This window comes from Arthrobacter sp. V1I7 (assembly GCF_030817015.1).
Classification (GTDB): domain Bacteria; phylum Actinomycetota; class Actinomycetes; order Actinomycetales; family Micrococcaceae; genus Arthrobacter.
This window is the reverse complement of record NZ_JAUSYS010000001.1, coordinates 161073-174293: the sequence shown is the minus strand read 5'-3', so window position 1 is coordinate 174293 and position 13221 is coordinate 161073. Positions and strand designations below refer to the sequence as shown.

The following is a 13221-nucleotide window of genomic DNA, read 5'->3' as shown; positions in this document are numbered from 1 at the left end:
AACAGCTCAGGCCAGCGATTAAAAGCCCCTCACCGAAGACCTAACAAAGTACTACTAGGAGCGTGCTGAACTAATGGCTATTTGAGGGGCCGGTCCGGGCGTTGGGGCGTTCGGGCCTGCCCCCTTCGTCGTTTCGAGGCCGTCGAACTGAGTCCGCGCAGGAGCACGATGGATTCCCCGGGTGCGGTCACCGCGTGAGCTCTCTGTCGAAACGTACTTTGGTAGGTCGTTTCAAGAATCACGCGGTGGCCGCCTCACGTCCGGGAGCAACACGCCCGGGAGCCGGGCCGTTACACCACGCTAATGGGCTCCGATTTCGTCTCGGCGGAGCCCCGCGACGGAGGTGCTGTGGTTGCGGCTGCATGCCCGGCGAGGACACCCGTCTGGTGCCGAAGCTTCAGTCGGTACATCAGGACGCCGGTGAGGGTGACGGCAGCGACGAAGAGAACCCCGCCCCACTGCAGGTACCACTCGAACGGCGGCACGGAGTTGTAGATTTCCGGGCGTGGCCAGATGAGGTTCAGTGTCATGGCGCCGCCCCACAGGACCGCGAGGATGTTCACCGGCAGTCCCCATTTTCCCAGGCTGAAGCCGGGCTCGGTGCCGTCATCGGGCAGCGGCCACTTTTTGGCCAGGCGGTTCCGAAGCATGGGCACGGTCACCAGCAGGTAGGAGAGGTAGATCAGGACAATGCTGATGCTGGAGAGGATGGTGAAGATGGCGGGCTGGGAGACGTTCACGATCAGCGGGATGACCGCGATGATTCCGATCACGATGGCGGCGACCGTTGGGGTCTTCCGGACGGGGTGTACCTTGCCCAGGTGGCGGCTGAACGGAAGGTTGTTGTCCCGGGCCATTGCAAACATCATGCGGATGGCGGCGGCGTGGACGGCCAGCGTACAGACCATGACCGCCACCACGATGCACAGCAGGAAGGCTTTGCCGAAGGGGCCGCCCAGCACGGAGAGCACTATGTATTGCAGGCCGCCGTCGGCAGAGCCTAGCTTGGGATCATCCAGGTCCGGGGCCGCGAGGAGTCCGGTGAGCAGGATCAGTCCGCCCAGCACAAAGGATGCGGTGATCGCCCGCAGGATGGCCCTGGGTGCTGTGCGCTTCGGGTCCTTCGTCTCTTCGCCGAGGGAGCTGGCAGTATCAAAGCCGTACATCACGTAGCCCGATGCCATGGCGCCGATGATGAACACTCCGAAGAAGCCCAAGGGGTGGTCCGCCCCGAACCCCGTGGTTTCGAAGAGGATGCCGGGTCCGCGGACCATATGCCATGCAAGTGCGAGGATAAGCAACACCGCGGCAGCAAGTTCAACGAAGACGCCTACGCTGTTGATCTTGGTCATGAGTTTCACGCCGAAGGCGTTGATGAGGGTGGAGATGCCGATCATGATGCTCGCGAGCAGTACCCCGTTGAGGGCGAAGTCGTAGGTGCCGGTGCCGTCACCGATGATCTGGAACCCGGACCAGATCTGGGGCAGGGTGAGCTGGAGGGCCAGTGCCACGGCGCCCAGGGCCATAATTGAGGAAATTAACAACAGCCACCCGGCCAGCCAGGCGAAGGTGCCGGAGGAGAGCCTTTTGGCCCAGTTGTAGACCGAACCGGCCACAGGGTAACGTCCTGCCAGTTCGGCGAAGCATAAGGCCACCATCAGCTGCCCGGCGAAGACAATCGGCCAGGACCAGGCGTAGGCCGGGCCGGCCATGGCGAAACCGAAATAGAACAGTTGAAAAACGCCGGTAAGGATGGAGATGTAGCTGACTCCGGCCGCGAAGCTGGCGAACTTGCCGATGCTTCGGTCCAGGGTCTGGGCATAGCCGAACTGGTCCATGCCGCTTGAATCAGTACTCTTGCTGGGTTCTGTCAATTGAACTCCTAAGTCAGAAAAGCACGATGGTGGTGATCTGCGGCCGCTTTGGACGCAGATGAAACCAAGAGACCGGGCGCCGCGCCGTTGTGGCGCCCGGCTGTTTCCCCCAATGCTGTTGCCTAGTTGGCTGTGCCCTCCCCCGTTTCCTTCGGAGCCGGAGCCGGGCCGAACCAGCCGCTGGGTGCGGGCTGGATGTTCTGCCAAATGTGCTTTGCCTCGCGGTACTCGTTGAGGCCCGCCCGGCCGAGTTCACGGCCGATCCCGGACTTCCCGAAGCCGCCCCACTCAGCCTGGGGTACGTACGGGTGGTAGTCGTTGATCCACACGGTTCCGTGCCGGAGGGCGCCGGCGACGCGCTGCGCTTTGGAGGCGTCCGATGTCCATACCGCGCCGGCCAGGCCGTACTCTGTATCGTTCGCGATTGCGATGGCCTGATCCTCGGTCCGGAACGTCTCGATGGTCAGCACGGGGCCGAATGACTCCTCGCGCAGTACGCTCATGCCGGAGCGGCAGTTGCCGAGTACGGTGGGCGGGTAGAAGTAGCCGTCGGCGAGCGGTCCCTCGTCGGGGATGTAGCCGCCACACAGGAGCTCGGCGCCCTCCGCAATGCCGGCCTGTACGTAGGCGTGGACCTGATCCCGGTGCTTGGCGGAAATGAGCGGCCCGGTCTCGGCGTCGGGATCGAACGGCCCGCCCATCCGGATCTTTTTCGCCCGTTCCACGATCTCGGCCACAAAGCGGTCTGCAATCGACTCCTCGACGACGAGCCGCGCCCCTGCCGAGCAGACCTGCCCGGAGTGCAGGAAAACGGCAGTCAGGGCGTTGTCGACGGCGGCGTCCCAGTCCGCGTCCGCAAAGACGACGTTCGGGTTCTTCCCGCCGAGTTCGAAGGCGACGCTCTTCACTGTCTCCGCGGCCGCGGCCATGATCGTCTGGCCTGTGGCCAGACTTCCGGTCAGGGAGACGAGGTCGACGCGCGGGTCGGAGCTGAGTGGGCCGCCCACCGTCGAGCCGGGTCCGGTGACGAGATTGGCGACGCCGGCAGGGACGCCTGCCTCTTCGAGGGTTTCCATGAGCAGGATCGAAGTGGACGGTGTGAGCTCGCTGGGCTTTAGCACGAACGAGTTTCCGGCGACGAGTGCTGGCGCCACCTTCCATGCAGCCTGGAGGAGCGGGTAGTTCCACGGTGCGATGAGGGCACAGACGCCGAGCGGCTCGTAGACCACGCGGCTGATGGCGTTGGGCCGGCCTGTGTCGATCACCCTGCCGGCGTCGAGGCCTGCGATCTTTCCGTAGTAGCGGAAGCAGGCAGCAATGTCGTCTATGTCGTACTCGGCCTCGACGAGGCGTTTGCCGGTGTCGAGCGCCTCCGCCTGGGCGTAGGCGGCCTTGTCCCGCTCGAGCAGGCCGGCCACGCGAAGCAGCACGGTACCCCGCTCGATATCTGTGAGCCTGCGCCACGGGCCGCCATCGAACGTTGCCCGTGCACTGGCGATCGCCCGCTCGGCATCCTCTACGGTGGACGACGCGACAACTGCCACTTCGTGCCCGTCTGCCGGGCAGCGCACGGATGTCGTGCCGCCGTCGGACGCCTGCTGCCAGGCTCCGCCGATGTAAAGGCCCTTGATGGGATCCCGTGATTTCCCGGCCTGATGGACTTGCTCAACCGTGGCAGTCATTGTCTCTCCTTCTGGTGTGTGCATCCATCATTCCTAGCCCCTGGCCGCAGGGGCGGCGTTGCCGTTACGCTCCAGCGGGCTGACGCCGTGCCGGTAGAACTCCGCGTGCTGCGGCGCCAAAGGTGCATTGCCGGCGATCAGGTCGGCGGCCTTTTCAGCGAGCATCATGACAGGCGCGTAGATGTTGCCGTTGGTGACATAGGGCATGGCGGAGGCGTCCACCACGCGGAGGCCCCTGGTGCCGTGCACGGTCATGTCCAGCGGGTTCACTACGGCCATGGGATCGGAATCGGGGCCCATCTTCGCTGTGCAGGACGGGTGGAGTGCTGTTTCGGCGTCGCGGGCAACCCAGTCGAGGATCTCCGCTTCCGTCTGCACGGCCCGGCCCGGAGACAGCTCACCCCCGCTGAAGGGGACCATGGCGGACTGGCCCAGGATGTCACGGGCCACACGAACGGCCTCAACCCATTCGCGGCGGTCCTGGTCCGTGGAGAGATAGTTGAACACCATGGACGGGTGCACGGTGGGATCGGTGGACTTGATCTTGAGGGTGCCGCGGGCGTCGGAGTACATGGGGCCGATGTGCACCTGGTAGCCGTGCTTGGCATCGGCCTTCTGGCCGTCGTAGCGGACTGCGACCGGGAGGAAATGAAACATCAGGTTCGGGTACGCAACATCCTCGTTGGAGCGGACGAAGCCGCCGCCCTCGAAGTGGTTGGTGGCTGCTGGTCCCGTCCGGCCCAGCAGCCACTGGAGCCCGATTAGCGGGTAGCGCCACAGGTCAAGGTTAGGCTGCATGGAGACCGGCTGGGTGCAGGCGTGCTGGATGTAGACCTCGAGGTGGTCTTGGAGGTTTTCGCCGACGCCGGGCAGGTTGACCACGGAGTTGATGCCCAGGGAGTTCAGGTGGGTCGCGTCTCCAACGCCGGAGAGCTGGAGCAGCTGTGGGGTGTTGATGGCGCCGCCTGCGAGGATCACTTCGCCTGCGTTCACCTGGTGGGTCCTGCCGTTGCGGCGGTAAGTGACGCCGGTAGCCACGTTGCCCGTGAAGTTGACCTTGGTGACCAAGGCCCGGGTCAGGATGGTCAAGTTGTCCCGGCCGAAATTGGGCCGGAGGTAGGCGCGGGACGCCGAGAGCCGCTGGCCTTTGTGGACGTTGCGGTCAAATGCCGCGAAGCCTTCCTGGCGGTAACCATTGACGTCATCCGTCAGCGGGTAACCGGCTTCCTGGGCGGCGGCGAAGAAGGCCTGGAACAGGGGGTTGGTGGCCGGGCCGCGTTCCAGCACGAGGGGGCCGGAGTGTCCGCGCAGTTCATCGTCCGGGTCCGCGGCGGACGCGTTTTCCATCCGGTTGAAGTACGGCAGGCAATGCGCGAAGTCCCATGTTTCCATCCCGGCGTCTGCGCCCCAGCGTTCGTAGTCGAGCGGGTTTCCGCGCTGGAAGATCATGCCGTTGATTGAGCTGGAGCCGCCCAGTACCTTGCCGCGTGCGTGCGCCACCCGACGGCCGCCCATGTGAGGCTCGGGGTCCGACTTGTATCGCCAGTCGTACAAAGGATTGCCGCTGGGAAAGGTCAGCGCGGCGGGCATCTGGATGAAGAGGTCCCAGGGGTAGTCACTCCGCCCGGCTTCGAGGACCAGGACGCTGCTCTGGCCTCCATCGCTCAGACGGTTGGCAAGCACGGACCCCGCGCTTCCGCCACCGACGATGACGTAGTCGTAGTTGGTTTTTGTCATGCTGCAAACTCTCCTTCTGCCTGGCGCAGATCTTCCGCCCAGGGCCGGTGATCCTGCTTCCGGAAACTGGCGGTACACCATGGCGCTCCGGAGAATGCGCAAGACGTCACTTGTGTGGTGTAGGTCATACCGATGAACACTAAAGCAACTTGAACAAGTGTTCAATAGCACTACTGGACAAGTGTTCAGAAAAGTTTGTTTGTTACGTGCAAGGGCTGCCGCGGCTCGGTACGCGCCAGGGACTGGCGGCCGTGCGGCGGCTGAGCTTGAAGAGTTCTAGCGTCGCGGGAGATGGCGGTGGTGCCTTCACGGAATTCCTGGGCAATTCCCGCTAGGCGGCGAAGGCGATCTCCTCGGTACGGGCGATGCTCCTTTGGATGGAGGCCTCGTCCACGCCCAGGAGCGCTGTCAGCCACATCCCGTTTTGCACGACAACAATGTCAGCCGCCCGCACCCTACATTCATCACTGGAGAGTTCGGGTTTGGCATTGCCTATCAGCGCCGCGAGTCCATCGAGGTACCGCTCGAAGGCCGCCGCGTTAATCAGCGCAAAGTCTTCATGGGCCTGCGCGAGTGCCCAGAGGTGGAGGCGCAGGGACAGATGTTCGGTGGTGAGGAATTCCGGGTCCGCAACGCGGCGAAGAGCCTTCTGGAGCTGCCCGTCGGGGGGCGATGCCGGATCGGGTGCGACCAGCTTGACATCGCGCTCGTCAATCTGGTGCAAGGCCGCACGGATCAGGCTCATCTTGTCTTCGTAGTAGTAGTTCACCAGCCCGAGTGCGACGCCGGCTTCCCGGGCCACCGCGCGCATACTGACACCTGAGATGCCGTGGCGCGACAGCAGCTCCAGTGCCGCTTCGAGAATGCGCGCCTGCCTGTCAATCTGTTCGCCCTGTTGGCCCGACTTCATGGTGTTTGTAATCACTTGGCCAGAATATGGCCAAAGTCGTGATGGTGCATCCCGCTGACAGGACGCCCTGCTCTAATGCGCACGACTGGCGCCAAAAGCAGCCGAGTGACTGCATTTTTGGCCATGCCCATGTAAGCAAGGGCCGAGGTCGAGGAGCACGCTCATGTGGTGGTCGGCGTGGTCTTTGAACCAGACGCTGATGCCGGTGGCGCCGTCGAGTCTTAGATGTTCCCACGCACGCCACAGCGCCTCTACACGGGAGACTGCTTCCGGGTGGAAGTACCAGTCCATGCACCATTTTGCGGAGCGGCCGTCGACATCTCTGACTTAGGTGGGCAGCAGTTGCTCGTGCACGAATTCTTCGGCGGAGCCGTAGACCAGCTCTGGTGGCTTCTGCTCCTCCCCCGCTGTGTGGGCAGGCTCTTCTACGCTGGTGCTGGGCCCTTCACTGAATCGGCCGATATCGATCGGTCATCTTGGAACCTCCTGCCCGGTTACCCAGGGATTAGCGGCAGCTCCGGCAGCTACCGGCACGGCCACTTCTTCCGGCTGCGGACTGTACTTCTTGATGGACGCCTCTACGGCCCCCTTGTGCGGGCCGGTGCACCAAGCTTTCGCGTGCTGGCTCCGGCGGCCGTAATCCAGAGGACGGAGTCGTCATCAGCGGCTTGTTCCACCACCCCGGTCATGATGTGCTCCCCCAAGAGCCACACCTCAACCGTGTGGCCCGTCAACCGGGCCCAGTCGCTGCGCAGCCCACGTCCGGCTGAGGTCTTGCCTGGGCTCGTACCCAACGTGATCCGGTTTACCAGCCGCGCTCGGCGAGGTGGTGCGGGACCGGGATCTCGTCGACGTTGATGCCGACCATGGCTTCGCCCAGGCCGCGGGAGGCCTGCGCGATGACGTCCGGGTCATCGAAGAACGTGGTGGCCTTCACGACGGCGGCGGCGCGCTGGCCGGGTTGCCGGACTTGAAGATGCCGGAGCCGACGAACACGCCGTCGGCGCCGAGCTGCATCATCATGGCGGCGTCCGCCGGGGTGGCGATGCCGCCGGCGGTGAACAGGACAACGGGGAGCTTGCCGGTGGCGGCAACTTCCTTGACCAGTTCGTACGGGGCCTGCAGTTCCTTGGCGGCGACGTAGAGCTCGTCCTCGGCCAGGCCGGCCAGACGTTTGATCTCGGCACGGATCTGGCGCATGTGGGTGGTGGCGTTGGAGACGTCACCGGTGCCTGCCTCGCCCTTGGAGCGGATCATGGCCGCGCCCTCGTTGATGCGGCGCAGGGCCTCACCGAGGTTGGTGGCACCACAGACGAAGGGAACCGGTGAAGTTCCACTTGTCGATGTGGTGGGCATAGTCGGCCGGGGTCAGGACTTCGGAACGCGTTCCAGCGCCATCACGGCCACGGCACCGGCGTCTTCGGCGATGCGGGCCTGTTCGACGTTGACGACGTCCGTGATGACGCCGCCCTTGAGCATCTCAGCCATGCCGCGCTTGACGCGGTTGCTGCCGGCGACGGCGACGTGTTCGTGTGGGAGTGGTCTAAGGGGCACTTCTTGCTCCAAACGGGCGGGATGCCTGCAAAGCCAGACATTTACTAATGTGACGAACTCCGAGATGTCTGTTCACGTTCGGGCTACCGGTACTTCACGGGCTTCAGCACTCGATGACGTTGACCGCGAGGCCACCGCGGGACGTCTCCTTGTACTTGCTTTTCATGTCCGCTCCTGTCTCGCGCATGGTTTTGATGGCCTTGTCGAGGGATACCTTGTGCGAGCCGTCGCCGTGCAGGGCAAGGCGGGCGGCGTTGATGGCTTTCACGCTGGCAATGGCGTTACGCTCGATGCAGGGGATCTGCACCAGACCGCCCACCGGGTCGCAGGTCAGGCCGAGGTTGTGCTCAATGCCCACTTCGGCGGCGTTCTCCACCTGCATCGGCGTGCCGCCCAGCACTTCGCAGAGACCGGCGGCGGCCATGGAACAGGCGGACCCCACCTCGCCCTGGCAGCCCACTTCCGCGCCGGAAATGGAGGCGTTGATCTTAAAAAGGATTCCGACGGCGGCGGCCGCCAGCAGGAAGCGGACCACGCCGTCGTCGTCGGCCCCGGGAACGAACTTGACGTAGTAGTGCAGCACCGCGGGCACTATCCCTGCTGCACCGTTGGTCGGGGCGGTGACGATGCGCCCGCCCGCGGCGTTTTCCTCGTTGACGGCCAGCGCGAACAGGTTCACCCATTCCATGGCCCGCAGCGGATCGGTGACGCCGGTGTCCGCCGTCAGGGTTTGGAAGAGCGACGGGGCGCGCCGTTTGACGTTCAGCCCGCCGGGAAGGATTCCTTCCGCGGCGCAGCCGTTGTCCACACACTCGCGCATCACCGCCCAGAGCGCCAGCAGCTTTTCGCGGAGTTCCGCCTCGCTGCGCCAGGTAAGTTCGTTGGCAAGCATCACATCGGAGATGGACATGCCCTCGCGCTTGCAGATCTCCAGGAGTTCGTCGGCGGTGGTGAACGGGAAGGGGAGGACTGTGGCGTCGGCCACCACGCGGTCGCCGGCGTCGGCATCGCCGTCCACCACAAAGCCGCCGCCGATGGAGTAGAAGCTCCGTTCGCTGAGGACGGCCCCGGCGTGGTCGAGGGCCCGGAAGGTCATGCCGTTGGGGTGGGCCGGGAGGGACTTGCGCCGGTGCAGCACCACGTCCTCGTCCCAGTTGAAGTCCACCCGGTGGTCACCGCCAATCCACAGTTCGGCGTCGAGGGCTGCGGCAGCCACCTGGTCATCGGCAGTGGAGGTGTCCACGGTTTCCGGGTCCAGCCCTTTGAAGCCCAGGACCACTGCCTTGTCAGAGCCGTGGCCCCGCCCGGTGGCGCCCAGCGAGCCAAACAGTTCGGCCTGGACGCGTTTGGTGGAGCTCAGGTGTCCGTCGCCTTTGAGTCCGTCGGCGAACAGCTTTGCCGCCCGCATCGGGCCGACCGTGTGTGACGACGAGGGCCCGATGCCAACGGAAAAGAGATCCAGGACGCTAAGCGCCATCAGGGGACCTCTGGCGAGGCGTACTCACGCATTGCGTCGATGAGCCACCGGCCCAGGAAGTCCGCGAACGAGGCGCGGGGGAAGAGCCGGAAGCTTTCATCGCCGGTCTTCTGCAGGACCACCGGGATATTGCCCACCTCGGTGTTCAGGGCTGTTCCCGGGGTGAAGCTGCGGGGGTGCAGGTCCAGGGAGCAGCCCTTTTCCAGGACGGCACGGGCGCGGGGGCCGGAGAGTTCGAACGTGGTGCGGTTGGCGGACAGGTCCACCACTTGGCCCGGGGACCCGCCCAGGGCGGCGGTGAGGGAACCGAGGAGGTTGCCGCCCAGGGAGTCGTGGGCCTTTTCCGGTGCGACCACCAGGAACTCGGACGGTCCCAGCCAGAGGACGCTGACGCCGTCGGCGCCGCCCACCTCACCGCAGCGGACCGGCAGGCTGCCGGCCACGGCGGCGACCCGTGCGCCTTCCTCGGAGCGGGGGTCCACGCGGATGCCAGCCATGGTCTGGAACGGGCCCTCATTGAGGACCACCGTCCCCTCGATGGAGCCGGCTTCCAGCGCGGCGGCCAGGTGGGAGGCGGGGCTGCGCCGGATGTCCCGGAGTCCATTGATGCCGTTGAGTGCTGCGGTGTTAGCCATCTTTGCGGGTCCCTTCGGGGTCAAAAAGTACGGTTTCGGCGACAACAACATCGACCAGTTGGTCGCCGGCGGCGGCCACCAGGGTCTCACCGATGCGGTTGCGGCCGTTCTTGATCAGGGCCAGGGCGAAGGACCTGCCCAGGGCAGCGCTGTGGTAGCTGGAGGTCACAAAGCCCTCCATGGGAACCGGTCCGTAGGCAGGGGTGGCCGGGATGCCCTTTTCCACAAGCTGGGTGCCTTCGGGCAGGCGCAGCGTCCCGTCCAGTGGCAGCACGCTGACCAGGTGCTTGCGGTCCTCGCGCTGGGCATCAGCCCGTGAGTAGGAGCGCTTGCCGATAAACTCCTTGGCCTTGGAGACCACCCATTCCATGCCCGCGTCCTGCGGGGTGACGGTGCCGTCCGTGTCCTGTCCGACAATCGGGTAGCCCTTCTCGGCGCGGAGCACGTGCATGGTTTCCGTGCCGTAGGGGGTGATGTTGAATTCGGCGCCTGCGGCTGCCACGGCTTCCCAGGTGTTCAACCCGTACCAGGACGGCACGTTGATCTCGTAGGCCAGCTCGCCGGAGAAGGAGATCCGGCAGACCCGGGCGCGGACGCCGGAGGTGAGGGTGGTTTCGCGGAAGGTCATGAACGGGAAGGCTTCTGCTTCCAGCCCGCCATCCGCTGCCAGCTCCGGTGCCAGCTTGGCGATGACCGCCCGGGATTTGGGCCCGACGACGGCAATCGTGCTCCATTGTTCGGTCACCGAGGTGCAGTGCACGTCGAGTTCGGGCCATTCGGTCTGGAGCCATTCCTCCAGCCAGTCCAGGACCTTGGCGGCGCCGCCGGTGGTGGTGGTCATGAAGTAGCGCTCGTCATCGAGACGGAGGGTCACGCCGTCGTCGAAGATCATGCCGTCCGCCATGCACATGACGCCGTAGCGGGCAGAACCCGGAGCAAGCTTCTTGAAGGCGTTGGTGTAGATCCGGTTGAGGAATTCACCGGCGTCCTTGCCGCGGATTTCGATCTTGCCGAGGGTGGTGGCGTCCATGAAGCCGACGGAGTCGCGGACGGCGGCGCACTCGCGCAGCACGGCCGCGTCCATGTCCTCGCCGGCCTGCGGGTAGTACCAGGGGCGCTTCCACTGTCCCACGTCCTCGAACAGGGCACCCTTGGCCTCGTGCCACGGGTGGATGGAGGTCTTGCGGGCGGGGTCGAACAGTTCGCCGCGCTGGCGGCCGGCGAGGGCCGCGAAGGCCACGGGCGTGAACGGTGCACGGTACGTGGTGGTGCCGATGTCGCCGATGCCGCGGGACGCTTCGCCGGCTGTGCGGAGAGCGGCGGCGATGACGCCGATCGCGTTGACGCCGGAGGTTTTGCCCTGGTCGTTGGCGGTGCTGATGGAGGTGTAGCGCTTGATGTGTTCCACCGAGCGCAGGCCGGCGCCGGTGGAGCGCAGGACGTCGGCCACGGACTGGTCGCGCTGGAAGTCCACGAAGTGGTGGTGCCAGTCATCCGCGGTGCCGGACTGGCCGGGGACCAGCCACAGCTGGCGGGTGGGGGCGCTTGCCTTCGGCTCGCCGATGACGGACGGCTGCGTAGCGGACTCGAACCCGGCGGCGATGGCTGCCGATGCTCCGGCCGAGATGCCCTCGGCAAGGACGTCCGCGAGTTCGAAGCTGCCGCGGCCGGAGCCGATCGTCTGCTGGTTGGGTACCACGGTGCTGGGCACGAAAGCGGCCAGCTCCTCATCCCAGCGCAGCTTGCCCTGCCGCTGGGAGTGGAGGTGGACCAGCGGGCTCCAGCCGCCGGAGACAGCGAGCAGATCGCAGGCGATGTTTTCAACGCCGGAGGTGAGTTCGCCGTCGTCGTTAATGCTGCGGACGGTGACGGCGTTCAGGCGGCCGGTGCCGTTCGCAGCGGTGTTGGCCACCGCGCTGCCGATCAGCACCCGGGTGCCGGCTTCGACGGCGGCGGCCGCCACCTTCGTGAGGCTCGGGCGGGCGTCGACGACGGCCGCCACCTTGACGCCGGCGGCGCGCAGGTCCGCGGCGAGGGCGTAGGCGCTGTCGTTGGTGGTGCTGATGACCACGCGGCGCCCGGCGGCGACGGCGTAGCGGTTGAGGTAGCTGCGGACGGCGGAGGCCAGCATGATCCCGGGGCGGTCGTTGTTCTCGAAGACCAGGGGGCGTTCGTGGGCGCCGGGGGCCAGCACCACCTGATTGGCACGCACGTGCCAAATACGCTGGCGGGAGACGCCGGGTGCTGCGGGGCTGGACAAGTGGTCGGTGCGGTTCTGGACGGCGATGACGTAGTTGGCGTCGTAGGCACCGAAGGCGGTGGTGCGGTTCAGGACGGTGGACTCGGCACCGGAAACCAGTTCGGCTTCAACGTCCGCCACCCATTCCAGGGCCGGCTTGCCTTCAATGGTCTCGGCCAGGCCGGGAGCCGTGGACCCTGACAGGAGCGAGCCGCCCAACTCGGGCTGGTCGTCCATCAGGATCACCCGGGCGCCGGTGCGTAGGGCCTCGCGGGCGGCGGCCAGGCCGGCGGGACCGCCGCCGATGACCAGGACGTCGGTGTGGACGTACTTCTTGTCGTACTCGGCTCGGTCATCTTCCGGGTCCAGCTTGCCCAGTCCGTTGAGCAGCTCTGCCTTCAGGCCGTCCACCAGGGTGACGGTAGTGGCCGGGAGCATGGACTCGGCCACGTGGCCCGGGAACCGGGGTTCAATACGAACCAGCGCGTTGGATTCCTCCACGCCGGCGGACATGATGCCGCGGGCGCGGTCCTCGTAAAGTGAGTTGCCGGCGGCGATGCGGCCGTTGGCGAGCAGGGCCGAGGCGAGGGTGTCGCCGGGGTGGCCGGTGAATTCCTCGCCGTCCACGGTGAAACGCCAGGAGATGGTGCGGTCGATGCGTCCGCCGGCGTCGAGGCGGGCGTTCTGGGAAGTCACTTGGTTGCTCCTTCCGGGGCGGTGGTGCTGGCGGGGGCTGTGCTTGTGGCAATGCTGGTTGCAGCGATGCTGGGAGCCGCGGTCCCGGTGGTGGTGCTGTCCGGGGCGGTGCTGGCGGTGCCGGACTCAGGTGCCGGGGCGGCTTTGTCCGGACGGGCCGCGCCCATGCGGTAGATAGCCTGGATCTCGTAGGTGACCGTGTCGCGGAGCATGTTGAACCACTGGCGGCAGCCGGTGCTGTGGAGCCAGCGTTCGGCGAAGGCGCCCTTGGTGTTGTCGCGGTAGAACAGGAACTCGGCCCATTCGCGGTCGTTCAGTTCGTTAGGGTTCTCCGGATAGGCCACGTGGGCCTGGCCGCCGTAGTGGAACTCGGTCTCGTCGCGGGAGCCGCAGTTGGGGCATGAAATGAGGAGCATG

At 65.8% G+C, this 13221-nt stretch carries 9 protein-coding genes and 1 pseudogene; all 10 read right to left on the bottom strand.

Going from position 1 to position 13221, the window contains the following annotated elements; genetic code table 11:
• Positions 1-290 precede the first annotated feature (290 nt).
• Complete coding sequence (locus QFZ69_RS00735) at positions 291-1838, bottom strand: APC family permease (protein ID WP_306919548.1); 1548 nt, start codon at positions 1836-1838, stop codon at positions 291-293.
• A 158-nt stretch (positions 1839-1996) separates the two neighbouring features.
• Entirely contained in the window at positions 1997-3556 is a 1560-nt protein-coding gene (locus tag QFZ69_RS00730) for an aldehyde dehydrogenase family protein (RefSeq protein WP_306914884.1), read from the bottom strand.
• Positions 3557-3589: 33 nt separating this feature from the next.
• Positions 3590-5293, bottom strand: coding sequence for a choline dehydrogenase (gene betA / locus QFZ69_RS00725; protein ID WP_306999848.1), 1704 nt, complete (start codon positions 5291-5293; stop codon positions 3590-3592).
• 331 nt (positions 5294-5624) lie between these two features.
• Entirely contained in the window at positions 5625-6218 is a 594-nt protein-coding gene (locus QFZ69_RS00720; protein ID WP_306914881.1) for a TetR/AcrR family transcriptional regulator, read from the bottom strand.
• 57 nt (positions 6219-6275) lie between these two features.
• Positions 6276-6494, bottom strand: coding sequence for a DUF4913 domain-containing protein (locus tag QFZ69_RS00715; protein ID WP_306914878.1), 219 nt, complete (start codon positions 6492-6494; stop codon positions 6276-6278).
• A 514-nt stretch (positions 6495-7008) separates the two neighbouring features.
• A pseudogene (locus tag QFZ69_RS00710) lies at positions 7009-7691 on the bottom strand (pyridoxal 5'-phosphate synthase lyase subunit PdxS).
• Between the two features lie 169 nt (positions 7692-7860).
• Entirely contained in the window at positions 7861-9234 is a 1374-nt protein-coding gene (locus QFZ69_RS00705; protein ID WP_306914877.1) for an L-serine ammonia-lyase, read from the bottom strand.
• Positions 9234-9869, bottom strand: coding sequence for a sarcosine oxidase subunit gamma (locus tag QFZ69_RS00700; protein ID WP_306914875.1), 636 nt, complete (start codon positions 9867-9869; stop codon positions 9234-9236). Before QFZ69_RS00700 ends, QFZ69_RS00705 begins: the two co-directional genes overlap by 1 nt.
• Entirely contained in the window at positions 9862-12804 is a 2943-nt protein-coding gene (locus QFZ69_RS00695) for a sarcosine oxidase subunit alpha family protein (protein WP_306914874.1), read from the bottom strand. Before QFZ69_RS00695 ends, QFZ69_RS00700 begins: the two co-directional genes overlap by 8 nt.
• Positions 12801-13220, bottom strand: coding sequence for a sarcosine oxidase subunit delta (locus QFZ69_RS00690; protein WP_306914873.1), 420 nt, complete (start codon positions 13218-13220; stop codon positions 12801-12803). Before QFZ69_RS00690 ends, QFZ69_RS00695 begins: the two co-directional genes overlap by 4 nt.
• Position 13221: the final 1 nt, after the last annotated feature.

What these genes read in the sequence shown, in the direction of transcription:
- QFZ69_RS00735 (WP_306919548.1), bottom strand. Translation starts at nt 1,838, where the DNA reads ATGGACCAGTTCGGCTATGCCCAGACCCTGGACCGAAGCATCGGCAAG.
- QFZ69_RS00730 (WP_306914884.1), bottom strand. Translation starts at nt 3,556, where the DNA reads ATGACTGCCACGGTTGAGCAAGTCCATCAGGCCGGGAAATCACGGGAT.
- betA (WP_306999848.1), bottom strand. Translation starts at nt 5,293, where the DNA reads ATGACAAAAACCAACTACGACTACGTCATCGTCGGTGGCGGAAGCGCG.
- QFZ69_RS00715 (WP_306914878.1), bottom strand. Translation starts at nt 6,494, where the DNA reads ATGGACTGGTACTTCCACCCGGAAGCAGTCTCCCGTGTAGAGGCGCTG.
- QFZ69_RS00705 (WP_306914877.1), bottom strand. Translation starts at nt 9,234, where the DNA reads ATGGCGCTTAGCGTCCTGGATCTCTTTTCCGTTGGCATCGGGCCCTCG.
- QFZ69_RS00700 (WP_306914875.1), bottom strand. Translation starts at nt 9,869, where the DNA reads ATGGCTAACACCGCAGCACTCAACGGCATCAATGGACTCCGGGACATC.
- QFZ69_RS00690 (WP_306914873.1), bottom strand. Translation starts at nt 13,220, where the DNA reads ATGCTCCTCATTTCATGCCCCAACTGCGGCTCCCGCGACGAGACCGAG.